Genomic DNA, 15,417 nt, shown 5'->3' with positions numbered 1-15,417 from the left:
AAGCATGATAAGGAGGTATTTTATGTCAGATTACATTAAACCTGTAGTGTTTAAAGTCGGTAACGAAATGTATGGTGTAGACATTAATCTTGTACAGTCAATAGAACGAGAGATTCAGGTTGTTCCGGTTCCAAATTCAATGCCGTATATTAAAGGCATTGTAAATTTAAGGAGTGAGGTGATACCTGTATACAGTCTCAAAAAGAAATTTGGACTTGTTGATAATGGTGTGAGCGAAAATACAATTATTATTGATACAAAAAATGTTAAACTTGCACTTGAGGTTGATGAGGTAGTTGAGATAGGCGATATTGAACCTGAAAATATTGTTCCTATGCCGGAGATTGCTCTTAATGCACAGACACAATATATGCCTCGTGTTGCCAATGTTGATGGTAATCTTATAATTCTTCTTGATGTTACAGAACTTTTAAGTGAGGAAGAGGAAGCTGCTGTAAAGCAGATGGCAGAAGATATGAAGTAATCAGCTAATATCACAGGATGGTGATTAACATGGAAAATTCAGGTAAAATAGAAAGGTCAGCGGGAATACTTATGCATATAAGCAGCCTCCCGTCGCCATTTGGTATAGGAACATTCGGAAAAACAGCGTATGAATTTGTGGATTTTGTTGCACAGGCAAGACACAGATACTGGCAGGTGCTTCCGCTTGGACCAACTACATACGGAGACAGCCCATATCAGTCATATTCTGCTTTTGCAGGAAATCCATATTTTGTGGATCTTGAGATGTTGACTGATGACGGAATATTAGACAGAAATATTTATGAAGATATAGACTGGGGCAGCGGCGATTACGTGGATTACGAAAAAGTCTACAATAACAGGTTCACTGTTTTGCATGAAGCATACAAAAATTATAGACAGAAACTCAGTGAAAGCCGTGTAAAACTTGCTGCCGGACTTCCGGAATATAAGAAGTTTGATAATTTTAATAAAACAAATGCATACTGGCTTGATGATTATGCACTTTTTATGGCTCTCAAATGGCATTTTAACCAGAAGTCATGGCAGGACTGGGATGAAGATATTAAATTCCGGACACAGAAGGGCATGCAGAAGTATAAAGAACTGCTTGCAGACGAAATTGGATTCTGGAAGTTTGTCCAGTATGAATTTGATAAACAATGGAAAAAACTCAAAGAATATGCCAATGAAAATAATGTAGATATAATAGGAGATATTCCTATTTATATGGGGCTTGATAGTTCAGATGTGTGGGCGGATGCAGGTGAATTTCTGCTGGATGAGAATCTTACGCCTGTTAAAGTTGCAGGGGTTCCGCCTGATGCTTTTTCTGAACTTGGACAGAAATGGGGAAATCCTCTTTACGACTGGAATAAGATGGAAGCTAACGGATTCAGGTGGTGGAGAGCCAGAATGGCACATTCTGCTGAATTATATGATGTTATAAGAATTGATCATTTTATAGGAATAGTAAAATATTATACAATTCCGGCTGACATGCCTGATGCAAGGCAAGGTTCATATGAGCAGGGACCGGGACAGAAACTTCTTGATGTTATCAATGAAGCTATCGGTGATAAAAAAATTATTGCAGAAGATCTAGGAGTATCACTTCCAGAGGTTGATGTGATTTTAAGAGAAAACAATTATCCTTCAATGAAAGTCCTTGAGTTTGCATTTGGCGGCGACAGAAAAAATCCGCATCTTCCATATAATTACAGTGATAACTGTGTAGTGTATGGCGGAACACATGACAATGAAACACTTATGGGATATTTTACCGGACACAATGAGTGGGAGCTTGGCTATGCTTTTGATTATCTTGATACAAGAGACAGGGCAAGGATGGTAGATAACGTATTCCGTGCAGCATATTCAAGTGTTGCATGTCTTGCAATATTTACAGTTCAGGATATTTTAAAGCTTGGAAATGAAGCACGAATGAATATGCCTTCAAGCTTTGGAAATAACTGGAAATGGAGAATGAGAGCAGGGTCGCTTAATAATGACCGTCTTAATGAGATGAGATATCTGGCAAGTGTATTTGGAAGAGAATCATAATAATTAATATAAAGACACATAATCTGAGAATGCGGTATCCGGCTATACTGTACAATCAGGTTATGTGTCTTTTTTTCTAAAAATCACATATAAGGTTGCATTGTTATAAATAATATGATAAGATTCTTTCTGTGAAAAACACATGTGTTTCACACACGAACAACAAAACACATGTGTCTTTTGTAGGAAGACATCCTGTGAATTATGACTGATGTCAGAAAGGTATGAGGATATGACTGAGGACAGTAAATATTACGTTGTCAAACAGAAGGCACTGCCGGAAGTTCTGCTCAAAGTTGCACAGGTCAACAAAATAATTGAGACAAAGAGAATGTCTATAGCTGAAGCTACTGAATCGGTTGGAATCAGCAGAAGTTCTTATTATAAATATAAAGACGATATTTTTCCTTTTAGAGATAATGTAAAAGGCAAGACAATAACATTTGTATTATCAATGGATGATGAGCCGGGAATTCTGTCGGTTGTATTAAAGACAATTGCAGAATATAAAGCTAATCTTCTTACTATACATCAGACAATACCTGTAAATGGTGTTGCCTCGCTGACGTTAAGTGTTGACATACTTCCGACAACGGGAGATTCAGCAAAGATGATAGAGCAGATAGAACAGCTTTCAGGTGTCAGATATTTGAAAATTTTAAGCAGAGAGTAATCGCACAAGATGAGATAAATAATGAGAAAGAGGAAATTAAGATGGCTAAAATTGCAGTTTTAGGTTATGGAACAGTTGGTTCCGGAGTAGTTGAAGTATTAGAGACAAACAAAGACTCTATTACAAAAAGAGCAGGAAGAGAAATTGAAGTAAAGAGTGTTCTCGATTTGAGAGATTTCCCGGGTGATCTGATTCAGGAAAAAATAGTACATGATGTGGATGTTATCATCAACGACCCTGAAATAGAAGTAGTTGTTGAAGTTATGGGCGGTGTTGAGCCGGCATTTACATTTGTAAAGAGAGCACTTGAGGCAGGAAAGAGCGTGTGTACATCAAACAAGGCACTTGTTGCTGCACATGGACCTGAACTTCTTGAGATGGCAAAGAAAAGAAATCTTAACTTTATGTTTGAGGCATCAGTTGGCGGCGGTATTCCTATTATAAGACCATTAAACCAGTCTCTTACAGCGGATGAGATTACAAAAATAACAGGAATTCTTAATGGAACAACAAACTATATCCTTACAAAGATGGATAAAGAAGGCAGTACATACGAAGAAACATTAAAAGAGGCACAGGAACTTGGCTATGCCGAGAGAAATCCTGAAGCTGACGTTGAAGGTTTTGATGCCTGCCGTAAAATTGCAATTCTTACATCGCTTGCATATGGCTCAACAGTAAAATTTGAAGAAATCCGTACAGAGGGAATTACAAAAATCACAACAAAAGATTTCAAGTATGCAGAAAAACTTGGCTATGTAGTAAAGCTTCTTGCTACAAGCTGCAAAGAAAATGACAAAGTATATGCTATAACAGCACCATTTATGATTAATTCAACACATCCGTTATACAATGTAAATGATGTGTTAAACGGAATATATATTCATGGTAATGTTATCGGCAATGTAATGTTTTTTGGTGCCGGAGCAGGAAAACTTCCTACGGCAAGTGCCGTTGTAGCTGACGTTGTAGACTGTGTAAAGCATAAAGGCAAGAATGTCATGACAGTATGGAGCGTAGAGAAACTTGAACTTGGTGATGCAGATGATGAAGTAAGAAAGTTCTTCGTCAGAGTAAAAGGTAATGTCTCAGATTTATCAGCAGTAAATGCAGCATTTGGAAATGTGCAGACTGTTACTGTAGATGGAATAGACGGAGAGTTTGGATTCATTACAGAGCCTATGTCAGAAAGAGCATTTGCTGAAGCAGCAAAAAAGATAGATATGATTCATAGAATAAGAATCGATGAGACTACAATTTAATTGTCAGCCTGATTAACTGTAATTTATGGTTTATATAAAAATTATCGTCAGTGCATATACTTGCACGGGAAAGGAAGAAAAATGAAATATTTAATTATTCTTGGCGATGGAATGGCAGATAAGGATATTCCTGAACTTGGAGGAAAAACACCGCTTGAGTATGCGGATACACCGACAATGGATAAGTATTCAAAGATGTCAGAGATAGGAATGGTACATACAATACCTGATGGAATGGCACCGGGAAGCGATACAGCTAATTTATCAGTTCTTGGCTATAATCCAAGGGATTATTACACAGGACGTTCACCACTTGAAGCATTAAGCATCGGTGTTGACATGAAGACAACAGATGTTGCGTTAAGATGTAATATAGTTACAGTTTCAACAGATGAGCTTCCATATGAAGAAAAGACAATTATTGACCACAGCTCAAGCGAAATTTCAACAGAAGATGCGGCTGTTCTTCTTGAGGCAGTAAGAAAAGAGCTTGAAAATGATATATACAAGTTTTATGTGGGAACAAGTTACAGACATCTTACAATATGGGATAAAGGCGAAGTTGTAGACCTTACTCCTCCGCATGATGTACTTGGACAGAAAATAGGACAGTATCTTCCAAAAGATGATAAATTAAGAGAGATGATGAAGAAAAGCTATGATATTTTAAGCAATCATCCAATTAATGTTGAGAGAATGAAAAGGGGACTTAATCCTGCTAATTCGCTCTGGTTCTGGGGTGCGGGCACAAGACCGATGCTCACATCATTTGAAGAAAAGACAGGTCATAAAGGTGCGATGATTTCCGCTGTAGATCTTCTTAAAGGAATTGCAGTCGGTGCCGGCATGAAAGTTATAGAAGTAGAGGGGGCAAACGGCGGTCTTGATACTAATTATGAGGGCAAGGCTGACGCGGCAGTTGATGTGCTTTTAAACGGAGGATGTGATTTTGCATATATTCATCTTGAGGCACCTGACGAAATGGGTCATCAGGGAAGTTATGAACGCAAAGTAAAAGCAATTGAAAACCTTGATAAGAGAATCATAAAACGTGTTGTAGAAAAGATGGAAGCGGCAGGAGAAGATTTCAGGATGTTAGTTCTTCCGGATCATCCTACACCGGTGGCTATAAGAACACATGTCTCTGACCCTGTTCCATATATGTTATATGACAGCACAGACAAAAAGAATAATACATGGTCATATAATGAAAAAGATGGCGAGGCAAGTGGAAATTATATTGCTGAGGGTCATACAATAATAAACAGATTGTTTGAAAAATAGTTGCATAAGAAAAATAAAAAGAAGATGGAAAGGTAATAATAACAATGATTAAAGTTGTAAAATTTGGCGGAAGCTCACTCGCCAGTGCAGAACAGTTTAAAAAAGTCGGTAACATAATAAGAGAAGAGGAGAGCAGAAAATATGTTGTCCCTTCAGCTCCGGGAAAGCGTTTTTCTGAGGATACAAAAGTTACAGATATGCTTTATAAATGTTATGCAGAAGCAGAAGAAGGAAAAAATTTCGATAAACAGTTAAAAGCAATCAAAGAGCGTTACAATGAGATTATAAAGGGTCTTGGACTCAAACTTTCATTAGAAGAACAGTTCGAGACAATCAAGAAAAACTTTGAAGCAAAAGCAGGAAAAGATTATGCTGCTTCAAGAGGAGAATACCTTAATGGTATTATAATGGCAAATTATCTTGGATATCAGTTTGTTGATGCTGCAAATGTAATCTGTTTTGATGAAAATGGAGAATTCGATTCAGAAAAGACTAATGAAGTATGTTCAGAAAAGCTCGCTGCTACAGAAAATGCTGTAATTCCGGGATTTTATGGTGCAATGCCAAACGGAAAAGTTAAGACATTTTCAAGAGGTGGTTCTGATGTGACAGGTTCAATAGTTGCAAGAGCTATCAAAGCGGATGTGTACGAAAACTGGACGGATGTTTCGGGTTTCCTTGCAGCAGACCCAAGAATAGTAAAAAATCCAAAGCCAATCAAAGTTATTACATACAGGGAACTTAGGGAATTGTCTTACATGGGTGCTTCCGTTCTTCACGAATCAGCAATTTTCCCGGTAAGAAAAGAAGGAATTCCAATTAATATCAGAAATACAAATGCACCACAAGATCCGGGTACAATGATTGTTGAGACAACATGTAACAGACCGGATTGTGTAATTACTGGTATTGCCGGTAAGAAGGGATTCGTATCAATAAGCATCGACAAAGACATGATGAATTCAGAAATCGGATTTGGAAGAAAAGTTCTTCAGGTGTTTGAAGATAATGGCATATCATTTGAACATATGCCATCAGGAATTGATACTATGACAGTATTTGTTCATCAGGATGAATTTGTTGAAAAAGAACAGAAAGTTCTTGCACAGCTTCATCGTGCAGTAAATCCTGATTCGATAGAACTTGAATCAGATCTTGCACTTATCGCTGTTGTAGGACGAGGAATGAAGAATAATTCAGGTATTGCTGCTAATATTTTCTCAGCACTTGCAAAGGCAAAGATTAACATTAAGATGATTGATCAGGGCTCAAGTGAGCTTAATATCATTATTGGTGTACGCAATCGCTATTTTGAAGATGCAATCAAGACAATTTACAGCGTATTTGTACCGGAAGAAGAGCAGTAAAATAAATCGAAAAATTAAATTTTATCCCGACAGGAAAGCAATGGTGGCATTTGTTATCAGATGTTTTCCTGCCGGGATATTTTTGTGAAAATATTTAATGGAAAGTTATATACAATAAAAATAATAAAAAAACAAAAAATAAATACAGCTTGCTAAACTTCGTTTAGAATGGTAAAATAAAAAAGAAAACATAACATAAAAATGACAATGTTTAAGGAGTAATATTCAGAGAATGGAAATCACAAAGAAAATAGCAGAAGAGTTAAGCGTTAAGCCGTCACAGGTTGAAGCGGCAGTAAAGTTGATAGATGAAGGATGTACGATTCCTTTCATAGCCAGATACCGTAAGGAAGTTACAGGTTCACTTAATGATGAACAGCTTCGTAACCTTGATGACAGACTCAAATACCTTCGCAATCTTGAGGATAGAAAAGCACAGGTAATAGCAAGCATAGAAGAACAGGGTAAACTTACAGAAGAGTTAAAGGCACAGATTACAGATGCACAGACAATGGTGCTTGTGGAAGATTTATACAGACCCTACAAGCAGAAAAGAAGAACTCGTGCAACGATTGCAAAAGAGAAGGGACTTGAGCCTCTTGCACAGTTCATACTTGCACAGAATACAGACAAGCCTGTTGAAGATGAGGCACAGAAGTATATAAGCAGCGAGGAAGGCAAAGAAGTTGAGGATGCAGCGGCAGCGATACAGGGAGCACTTGATATAATTGCAGAACAGATTTCAGATGTCGCTGATTACAGAACATATATAAGAGATATAACTTTCAAGGAAGGAAAGATAGTTTCTGCTGCCAAAGATGCTGATGCAGAGTCTGTATATGAGAATTATTATGATTACAGTGAAGCACTTTCAACAATTCCGGGACACAGAATACTTGCATTAAACAGAGGTGAGGCAGAAAAGTTCCTTGCTATAAAAATAGAGGCACCTGTTGACAGAATTTTAAGGTATCTGGAGACAAAGACGCTTACATCAGATAATGAATATACAACACCATTAATCAAAGAGGTTGTAAGCGATGCATATGACAGGCTTATTGCACCTGCCATAGAAAGAGAGATAAGAAGCACACTCACAGATACGGCACAGGACGGAGCTATCAGGGTATTTGGTAAGAATCTTGAACAGCTTCTCTTACAGCCGCCAATTGCCGGTAAAGTTGTACTTGGCTGGGATCCTGCATTCAGAACTGGATGCAAACTTGCAGTTGTCGATGCTACAGGAAAGGTTCTTGATACAAAAGTTATATATCCTACAGAGCCACACAATAAAGTTGAACAGTCAAAGCAGGAAGTTAAGAAACTTATAGATAAGTATAATATAACGCTCATTTCATGCGGTAATGGAACTGCATCAAGAGAGTCAGAAAAAATTATAGCAGATATGATTAAAGAGTACGATTTGAAAAATGTAGATTATGTAATAACAAATGAAGCAGGTGCATCAGTGTACTCTGCAAGCAAACTTGCAACAGAAGAATTTCCTGATTTTGATGTGGCACAAAGAAGTGCAGTGTCAATAGCAAGACGAGTTCAGGATCCGCTTGCTGAACTTGTAAAGATAGATCCAAAGTCAATCGGTGTTGGACAGTATCAGCATGATATGAACCAGAAAAAGCTGAGCGAAACACTTACAGGTGTGGTTGAAGACAGCGTTAATAAAGTAGGCGTTGATTTAAATACAGCATCTGCATCACTTCTTGAATATATTTCGGGAATATCAAAAGCTGTTGCAAAAAATATTGTGGATTACAGAGAAACTAACGGAAGATTTACTAACAGAAAACAGCTTTTAAAAGTTGCAAAATTAGGACCTAAGGCATTTGAACAGTGTGCAGGTTTCATGCGTATAAGCGGAGGTGATAATCCGCTTGATGCCACAAGTGTACATCCGGAAAGTTATGATGCTGCAGCAAAACTTCTTGAGATATTAGGATATAATATTAACTCTATAAGTTCAGGTGAGTTAATAGGACTTGGTAAAAAAATAAGCAATCTCCACGAAATGGCAGAAAAAGTCGGCATTGGCGAGATAACACTTGAAGATATAGTAAAAGAACTTGAGAAACCTGGAAGAGACCCAAGAGAAGAGATGCCAAAACCAATACTCAGAAAAGATGTCCTTGATATGAAAGATTTAAAACCGGGAATGATTCTTAAAGGAACAGTAAGAAATGTAATAGATTTTGGTGCTTTTGTGGATATCGGTGTACATCAGGACGGACTTGTTCATATTTCACAGATGTGTGTTGACAGAAGGGTTGAGCATCCGCTTGATGTTGTGAGTGTCGGAGATGTTGTAGATGTACGTGTTATAGAAGCTGACCCGGCAAAGAACAGGGTTTCGCTATCAATGATTCTCGACGAAAAAGAGGCTGCTAACCGTAAAATGTCAGCGAATAAAGGCGACAGAAAAAATGATGCTTCAAAGAGAGATAACAGAAAGCAGGGACAGCATAAGAAAAAAGACAATGGACTTAATCTTAGTTCATTATCAAGATTTATGAGATAATTGTGCGGACAGCGAAACAAAGCCAATGTCTGCAAGAGACATTGGCGGCGTTTGATAAATATAGTTAATAATACAAACTGGAGTATTGAAATGGGTGAACAAGAACAGAGAGTAGAATTTGAAACACGAATAGGTGCAAAAGAACTGATGGATTTTAAAATATACCATAATTATCACAGCGTGAGTGGTATTGCATCACTGCTTTTTGGCATAATAGCATTGGTGATATGCATAGTTTCAATTAACAGAGTGAATATATCATATACACTTATGATGGGATTTTTTGGACTTTTCTTTACAGTGTACACACCGATTGGTATGAAGAGAAAAGTTAATAAACAGATAAAAACAGTTCCTGCATTTGCAGAGCCTGTAAAATATGTCATAACACCTGAAAAGATAACTCTCAGTCAGGGCGAAGTATCAGAAGAACTTTTATGGGATGATATATTTACGATAAAATGCACAGGAAAGAGCATGATTTTATATATAACATCAGTGAGGGCTAATATAATACCTCTTGAATGCCTTGACAGACAACAGGCAGAAAACTTTATAAAAATAGCAAGAGAGAAACTCAAGCCGTTTCAGGTTAAGTTAAATGATGCATCAGTAATAAACAAGTGCGGACGGTGACAGATATGGTAAATGTGATAGAAACATTTGATGCAAAAGAAACATTTGCATTAGGGGAAAAGATAGGAAAAGAAGTACAACCAGGAGATATATTCTGTCTTGAAGGTGACCTTGGCGTTGGGAAGACAGTATTTACACAGGGGTTTGCAAAAGGGATTGGCATAACAGAACCTGTTAACAGCCCTACATTTACAATAGTTCAGGAGTACAAAGAAGGAAGAATTCCCTTATATCATTTCGATTTATACAGGATAGCAGATATTTCGGAACTTGATGAGATCGGTTACGAAGAATATTTTTATTCAGAAGGAACATGTCTTGTTGAGTGGGGAAATCTATATCCGGAGATATTCCCTGAAAATACCATAAAAATTGAAATAAGCAAAGACCTTTCAAAAGGTTTTGACTACAGAAGAGTAACGATAGAAAAGCAGCAAAAGGAGGATTAACATGAGGATACTTGCAATAGAAAGTTCTGCCGTGACAGCATCAGTTGCAATTCTTACAGATGATACACTTACGGCAGAGTATACTATCAACTATAAGAAAACTCATTCACAGACACTTCTTCCTATGATAGATGAGATATGTGATATGACAGACGTTAAGCCGGATGAATTTGATGTGGTTGCAGTGTCAACAGGCCCGGGTTCTTTTACCGGGTTAAGGATAGGCGTTGCAACAGGAAAGGGCATTGCACTTGCCACAGGTATCAAGATGGCAGCAGTTCCTACACTTGATGCAATGGCAATGAATATGTATGGCACTGGTAAGCTTATATGTGCTGTCATGGATGCTAGAAGGCAGCATCTCTACAACAATATATTTTTCTTTGATGAAAACAACAGACTCTGTAGATGCAGGGAACAGTCGCTTGATTCATATGATCAACTTGCTGCTGAATTAAATGGCCTTAACAGAGATGTAATATTTGTCGGTGATGGCATAAATGCCGCAAGAGAATATTTTGATAAATATTTAACATGTAAATATGAATATGCACCGGCACATATGACAACACAACGTGCCGGAAGTGTAGCTATGCTGGCAATGCAGATGGCAGCAGAAAATAAACTTGTTGATGCGGATGATGTAAAGCCCGATTATCTTCGCCCGTCACAGGCAGAGCGTGAATTTGCACAGAAAAAGGAGCCTAAGTAATGCTTAACATAAGAGCTATGGAAGAAAAAGATATTCCACAGGTCGAAGAGATAGAAAAAAAGATATTTTCACTGCCGTGGTCAGAGAAGTCATTTCATGATGCATGCAGTGATGAAAATAATATATATCTTGTCTGTGAAGATGAAGGCACAATTGCCGGATACTGCGGATTATGGACGGTGTTTGGTGAGGGGAATATTACGAATATGGCAGTTCATCCTGATTACAGAAAAAAAGGTATCGGAATGATGCTTATGGAAGAGATGGAAAAACGTGGAATACAGAAAAAAGTAGATGTGTTTTTTCTGGAAGTGCGTGAAAGCAATGACGCAGCACGAAGATTATATGAAAAAATGAAATACAAACAAATAGGTATCCGCAAAAGATTTTATGAAAGACCGGTTGAGGATGCTATAGTAATGTCGAAAATGTATACGGAAGGAAATATATGTTAGATGTATGTTTGCTGGGAACCAGCGGAATGCTGCCATTGCCTGACAGATGGCTGACATCACTGATGACCAGATATAATGGAAGCAGTCTTTTGATAGATTGTGGGGAAGGAACACAGATTGCAATAAAAGAAAAAGGATGGAGTTTTAATCCGATAGATGTAATTTGTTTTACGCATTATCATGCTGACCATATAAGCGGACTTCCGGGGCTGCTTCTCACAATAGGAAATTCTGACAGGACAAAGCCTGTTACGCTTGTCGGGCCTAAAGGTCTGTCAAGAGTTGTTGGGGCACTGCGTGTGATAGCACCGGAACTTCCGTTTGAACTGAAATTTATAGAACTTACAAAACCGCAGGAACACATTTCAATAAATGGCTATGAGATAGAGGCATTTAAAGTTTCTCATACGGTTGCATGTTATGGGTATTCTATAAGTATTCCAAGAATAGGAAAGTTTGATGTAGAAAAAGCTAGAGAACTTATGATACCGCAGAAAGCGTGGAATAAGCTTCAGCATGGAAATACGGTTGAGATTGATGGAACTGTATATACACCGGATATGGTAATGGGAAAACCGAGAAAAGGTTTGAAAGTTACATATTGTACAGATACAAGACCGGTTACGGCTATTATAGAAAATGCAAAACATTCCGATTTATTTATATGTGAAGGAATGTATGGCGAAGAAGATAAGGACAGTAAAGCAAAAGAAAACAAACACATGACATTTTCAGAGGCGGCAGCACTTGCAAAAGATGCAGAAGTTGCAGAGATGTGGCTGACGCATTTCAGCCCGTCACTTGTAAGGCCGCAGGAGTATATACGTGGAATACAGAAAATATTTGAAAATGTCACAGCAGGTACAGATGGTAAAACGGTGGAACTTCAATTTGAAGAAGGGTAGCATTTAAAGATGCGGAAATGGAGGCGTGAGATGAAAAAATATGTAAAAACAATAATAATTGTAAGTGTTCTGGCACTAATGTGCATAGCCTATTTTTTCTATCTTTCAAACAGGAAATCGACAAAAGATGCAACTGATAAGTCAGTTGGGAATCAGGAAGTGGCAGCATTAACAACAAAAGATATTGATAAAAATTATCCTGAGTCTCCAAAAGAAGTTGTTAAATTGTATGCAAGAATAACAAAGGCATATTACAAGACATCTCTTACGGATGAACAGATAGAAGCACTTGGAACAAATGCAAGAAAATTATTTGATAATGAGTTAAAGTCAAAACAGACAGATAAAGAATTTCTGGATGCATTAAAGGCTGATATAGCGGATTATAATTCGGCAAAAAGATATATAGCTGATTATACAATGGATGGCAGCCAGGCAGTAAAATATACAACTATTGATAATAAAGAATATGCATCATTGGTAGTGCTTTATAATGTCCGTGAGGGAAGTAAACTTCACAAATCATATACCAGATTTGTATTAAGGAAAGATTCCGATGGAAAATGGAAAATATTATACTGGGAGCTTGTTAAAGGAAATAATAGCACACAGGAATAGAAAGGCATGGAAAGCAGTATGAAAGAACAGGAAGAAGTATTAATTCTTGCTATAGAAAGTTCATGTGATGAGACAGCGGCAGCTGTTGTAAAAAACGGAAGAACTGTTTTGTCAAATATAATAAATTCACAGATAGATATTCATACATTATATGGCGGTGTAGTACCGGAGATAGCATCAAGAAAACATATAGAAAATATTAATCCTGTAATAAACATGGCGTTAAAAGAGGCGAACGTAACACTGGATGATATAACAGCTATAGCTGTTACATATGGTCCGGGACTTGTAGGAGCGTTGCTTGTGGGTGTTGCGGAAGCAAAAGCTATTGCATTTGCAAAAAATAAACCACTTGTGGGAGTACATCATATAGAAGGGCATATATCAGCCAATTATATAGAGCATCCTGAATTGGAACCTCCATTTGCTGCACTTGTTGTATCAGGAGGACATACACATCTTGTAATGGTCAATGATTATGGTGATTATGAAATTATTGGAAGAACGAGGGATGATGCGGCTGGGGAAGCGTTTGACAAGGTCGCAAGAGCTGTAGGACTCGGTTATCCGGGCGGACCAAAGATAGATAAATTGGCAAAAGAAGGTAATCCGCATGCAATTGAATTTCCAAGGGCACATGTAGAAGATTCACCATATGATTTTTCGTTTAGCGGAATAAAATCAGCGGTTCTCAATTATATAAACCAGTGTGAGATGAAAAATGAAGAGATAAATAAAGCTGACCTTGTAGCATCGTTTCAGAATGCTGTAGTGGACGCACTTGTATCAAGGGCAATGATGCTTGTAAAAGAAAGAAATATCGACAAGCTGGCAATTGCCGGCGGCGTTGCATCTAATTCAGCATTAAGAGAGGCACTTTCAAGTGCTTGTGAGAAAAATGGAATAAAATATTATTCACCATCTCCTAAGTTATGTACAGATAATGCGGCAATGATAGGAGCTGCCGGGTATTATGATTACATAAAAGGTGTAAGGCATGGCTTTGATCTTAATGCGGTTCCAAATCTCAAACTTGGTGAAAGAATATAAATTAATAAAAAATATAAAAAATGCCGGGCATATTATATTGTGTCCGGCAAAATTTAGACATGGAGAAAAATATATGGGCAGCAAAGAAAAAGCATTAACAGCGGCAATAATACTTGCCGGAGGCAAAGGCAGCCGAATGCAGTCAGAGATTCCAAAACAATATATGAAAATAAATGGACGACCGGTAATATATTATGCACTGGAAGCATTTTCTGAAAGCAGTGTTGACAAAATAGTTCTGGTTACAGGAAATGCATGTATTGATGGTATGGATGAAAAAACATATTGTATAGAAAGAATAATAAAACCGTACAAATTTGAAAAAGTAATAATAGTTACAGAAGGTGGAAAGGAACGCTATAATTCTGTATATAATGGGCTGGAGGCACTGAAAAAGCAGGGCAAGGTACCGGATTATGTTCTCATTCATGATGGAGCAAGAGCGTGTATTACAACTGATTTGATAGAAAAGTGCATATGCGAAGCCGAAAAATACAAGGCATGCGTGGCAGCAGTACCTGTCAAAGATACAATAAAAATATCTGATGAGAATGGATATGCCGTTAATACACCCGACAGAAATACATTGTGGCAGATACAGACACCACAAAGTTTTGAATATGAACTTATAATGGATGCATATGAAAAAATGATTAAAGATTCAGCCAGAGGTAATATAACTGATGATGCAATGGTTGTTGAAAAATATACATCAGTTAGAGTGAAATTAACGCAATCATCATATAAAAATATAAAAATAACCACACCGGATGACATAATAATAGCCGAAAGTTTTATTAAAAAATAAATTAGAACTAAGTGAGATATAAAAAAGGATGGATGCCGGAGATAATAAGATACTTATAATGCAGAATTTATGCGGAATTGTGGGCGTGAAATAATAAGGAATAAAAAAGTTAAAAAAAATCAAATAAAAGTGTTGACAAAGTTAAAACAGAGTGATAATATAAACAAGTCGTCAGCGAGCGGCACAATTAAATAAGTATTATGGAGAGGTACCGAAGTGGTCATAACGGGGCGGTCTTGAAAACCGTTTGTCTTCACGGGCGCATGGGTTCGAATCCCATCCTCTCCGCTAAGAACCACTTATACGTAAGTGGTTCTTATCTTCTCTAAAGTGCAGGATGATGCATTTTGGGACTTGGATATCTTTAATGCAACAGGTTATAACAATCATGTTATTACATATATTACAATGGCAAGTTTAACAATGAGCTTATCTGGTCGATAGCCGGTTGAACAAATTTTGTAAAAAATAAAAAAACTTGTTGACAAACATTAAAATGAATGGTATTCTATTAAAGCTGTCGGCGAAAACGACAGTAATGAACACTGATAACTGAACAGTAAAACAACCCTGAAAATTCTTTAAGAATTATTCAACGAACAGCATCTTAAACAGA

Annotated in this window: 15 protein-coding genes and 1 tRNA gene; all 16 read left to right on the top strand. The window is 37.3% G+C overall.

Features of this window, described 5'->3' with window-relative positions; translation table 11 throughout:
• Positions 1-22: 22 nt before the first annotated feature.
• The 16 genes from WMO38_RS07190 to WMO38_RS07115 all read left to right on the top strand — a co-directional run bounded on the left by WMO38_RS07190 (position 23) and on the right by WMO38_RS07115 (position 15,089).
• Entirely contained in the window at positions 23-484 is a 462-nt protein-coding gene (locus WMO38_RS07190) for a chemotaxis protein CheW (RefSeq protein ID WP_349161981.1), read from the top strand.
• 29 nt (positions 485-513) lie between these two features.
• Entirely contained in the window at positions 514-2,049 is a 1,536-nt protein-coding gene (malQ, locus tag WMO38_RS07185) for a 4-alpha-glucanotransferase (protein WP_021865292.1), read from the top strand.
• Between the two features lie 232 nt (positions 2,050-2,281).
• Positions 2,282-2,722, top strand: coding sequence for an ACT domain-containing protein (locus tag WMO38_RS07180; protein WP_021865291.1), 441 nt, complete (start codon positions 2,282-2,284; stop codon positions 2,720-2,722).
• A gap of 41 nt (positions 2,723-2,763) precedes the next feature.
• Positions 2,764-3,984, top strand: a complete 1,221-nt coding sequence (locus WMO38_RS07175; protein WP_349161980.1) for a homoserine dehydrogenase — start codon at positions 2,764-2,766, stop codon at positions 3,982-3,984.
• A gap of 81 nt (positions 3,985-4,065) precedes the next feature.
• Positions 4,066-5,268, top strand: coding sequence for a cofactor-independent phosphoglycerate mutase (locus tag WMO38_RS07170; RefSeq protein WP_021865289.1), 1,203 nt, complete (start codon positions 4,066-4,068; stop codon positions 5,266-5,268).
• 44 nt (positions 5,269-5,312) lie between these two features.
• Positions 5,313-6,635, top strand: a complete 1,323-nt coding sequence (locus tag WMO38_RS07165; RefSeq protein WP_021865288.1) for an aspartate kinase — start codon at positions 5,313-5,315, stop codon at positions 6,633-6,635.
• Between the two features lie 232 nt (positions 6,636-6,867).
• Entirely contained in the window at positions 6,868-9,168 is a 2,301-nt protein-coding gene (locus WMO38_RS07160; protein ID WP_021865287.1) for a Tex family protein, read from the top strand.
• 90 nt (positions 9,169-9,258) lie between these two features.
• Complete coding sequence (locus tag WMO38_RS07155; RefSeq protein WP_021865286.1) at positions 9,259-9,804, top strand: YcxB family protein; 546 nt, start codon at positions 9,259-9,261, stop codon at positions 9,802-9,804.
• 5 nt (positions 9,805-9,809) lie between these two features.
• Positions 9,810-10,253, top strand: a complete 444-nt coding sequence (gene tsaE / locus WMO38_RS07150; RefSeq protein WP_021865285.1) for a tRNA (adenosine(37)-N6)-threonylcarbamoyltransferase complex ATPase subunit type 1 TsaE — start codon at positions 9,810-9,812, stop codon at positions 10,251-10,253.
• Position 10,254: 1 nt separating this feature from the next.
• Positions 10,255-10,965 carry a tRNA (adenosine(37)-N6)-threonylcarbamoyltransferase complex dimerization subunit type 1 TsaB gene (gene tsaB, locus WMO38_RS07145; protein ID WP_021865284.1) on the top strand — a complete coding sequence of 237 codons (711 nt, stop codon included), beginning with the start codon at positions 10,255-10,257 and terminating at the stop codon, positions 10,963-10,965.
• Positions 10,965-11,420 carry a ribosomal protein S18-alanine N-acetyltransferase gene (gene rimI / locus WMO38_RS07140; protein WP_349161979.1) on the top strand — a complete coding sequence of 152 codons (456 nt, stop codon included), beginning with the start codon at positions 10,965-10,967 and terminating at the stop codon, positions 11,418-11,420. The genes tsaB and rimI overlap by 1 nt, the downstream gene beginning before the upstream one ends.
• Positions 11,414-12,325, top strand: a complete 912-nt coding sequence (locus WMO38_RS07135) for a ribonuclease Z (protein ID WP_021865282.1) — start codon at positions 11,414-11,416, stop codon at positions 12,323-12,325. Before rimI ends, WMO38_RS07135 begins: the two co-directional genes overlap by 7 nt.
• Positions 12,326-12,355: 30 nt before the next feature.
• Positions 12,356-12,943, top strand: a complete 588-nt coding sequence (locus WMO38_RS07130) for a DUF6715 family protein (protein WP_349161978.1) — start codon at positions 12,356-12,358, stop codon at positions 12,941-12,943.
• An 18-nt stretch (positions 12,944-12,961) separates the two neighbouring features.
• Positions 12,962-13,993 (top strand): tRNA (adenosine(37)-N6)-threonylcarbamoyltransferase complex transferase subunit TsaD, encoded by a 1,032-nt coding sequence (gene tsaD / locus WMO38_RS07125; RefSeq protein WP_349162096.1) that lies wholly within the window; start codon positions 12,962-12,964, stop codon positions 13,991-13,993.
• A gap of 73 nt (positions 13,994-14,066) precedes the next feature.
• A complete protein-coding gene (gene ispD / locus WMO38_RS07120; protein WP_021865279.1) occupies positions 14,067-14,801 on the top strand; it encodes a 2-C-methyl-D-erythritol 4-phosphate cytidylyltransferase in 735 nt (244 codons plus the stop codon).
• A 202-nt stretch (positions 14,802-15,003) separates the two neighbouring features.
• Positions 15,004-15,089, top strand: a tRNA-Ser gene (locus tag WMO38_RS07115).
• The last annotated feature ends 328 nt before the right edge of the window (positions 15,090-15,417 follow it).

Source organism: Lachnospira hominis (ex Hitch et al. 2025) (genome assembly GCF_040096395.1).
GTDB lineage: Bacteria > Bacillota > Clostridia > Lachnospirales > Lachnospiraceae > Lachnospira > Lachnospira hominis.
Note: the sequence above shows the minus strand (reverse complement) of the source record. Positions and strands in the feature narration are given on the sequence as shown.

What these genes read in the sequence shown, in the direction of transcription:
- WMO38_RS07160 (WP_021865287.1), top strand. Translation starts at nt 6,868, where the DNA reads ATGGAAATCACAAAGAAAATAGCAGAAGAGTTAAGCGTTAAGCCGTCA.
- WMO38_RS07155 (WP_021865286.1), top strand. Translation starts at nt 9,259, where the DNA reads ATGGGTGAACAAGAACAGAGAGTAGAATTTGAAACACGAATAGGTGCA.
- tsaE (WP_021865285.1), top strand. Translation starts at nt 9,810, where the DNA reads ATGGTAAATGTGATAGAAACATTTGATGCAAAAGAAACATTTGCATTA.
- WMO38_RS07135 (WP_021865282.1), top strand. Translation starts at nt 11,414, where the DNA reads ATGTTAGATGTATGTTTGCTGGGAACCAGCGGAATGCTGCCATTGCCT.
- ispD (WP_021865279.1), top strand. Translation starts at nt 14,067, where the DNA reads ATGGGCAGCAAAGAAAAAGCATTAACAGCGGCAATAATACTTGCCGGA.
- WMO38_RS07130 (WP_349161978.1), top strand. Translation starts at nt 12,356, where the DNA reads ATGAAAAAATATGTAAAAACAATAATAATTGTAAGTGTTCTGGCACTA.
- WMO38_RS07165 (WP_021865288.1), top strand. Translation starts at nt 5,313, where the DNA reads ATGATTAAAGTTGTAAAATTTGGCGGAAGCTCACTCGCCAGTGCAGAA.
- WMO38_RS07190 (WP_349161981.1), top strand. Translation starts at nt 23, where the DNA reads ATGTCAGATTACATTAAACCTGTAGTGTTTAAAGTCGGTAACGAAATG.
- WMO38_RS07180 (WP_021865291.1), top strand. Translation starts at nt 2,282, where the DNA reads ATGACTGAGGACAGTAAATATTACGTTGTCAAACAGAAGGCACTGCCG.
- WMO38_RS07175 (WP_349161980.1), top strand. Translation starts at nt 2,764, where the DNA reads ATGGCTAAAATTGCAGTTTTAGGTTATGGAACAGTTGGTTCCGGAGTA.
- WMO38_RS07170 (WP_021865289.1), top strand. Translation starts at nt 4,066, where the DNA reads ATGAAATATTTAATTATTCTTGGCGATGGAATGGCAGATAAGGATATT.
- tsaD (WP_349162096.1), top strand. Translation starts at nt 12,962, where the DNA reads ATGAAAGAACAGGAAGAAGTATTAATTCTTGCTATAGAAAGTTCATGT.
- malQ (WP_021865292.1), top strand. Translation starts at nt 514, where the DNA reads ATGGAAAATTCAGGTAAAATAGAAAGGTCAGCGGGAATACTTATGCAT.
- rimI (WP_349161979.1), top strand. Translation starts at nt 10,965, where the DNA reads ATGCTTAACATAAGAGCTATGGAAGAAAAAGATATTCCACAGGTCGAA.
- tsaB (WP_021865284.1), top strand. Translation starts at nt 10,255, where the DNA reads ATGAGGATACTTGCAATAGAAAGTTCTGCCGTGACAGCATCAGTTGCA.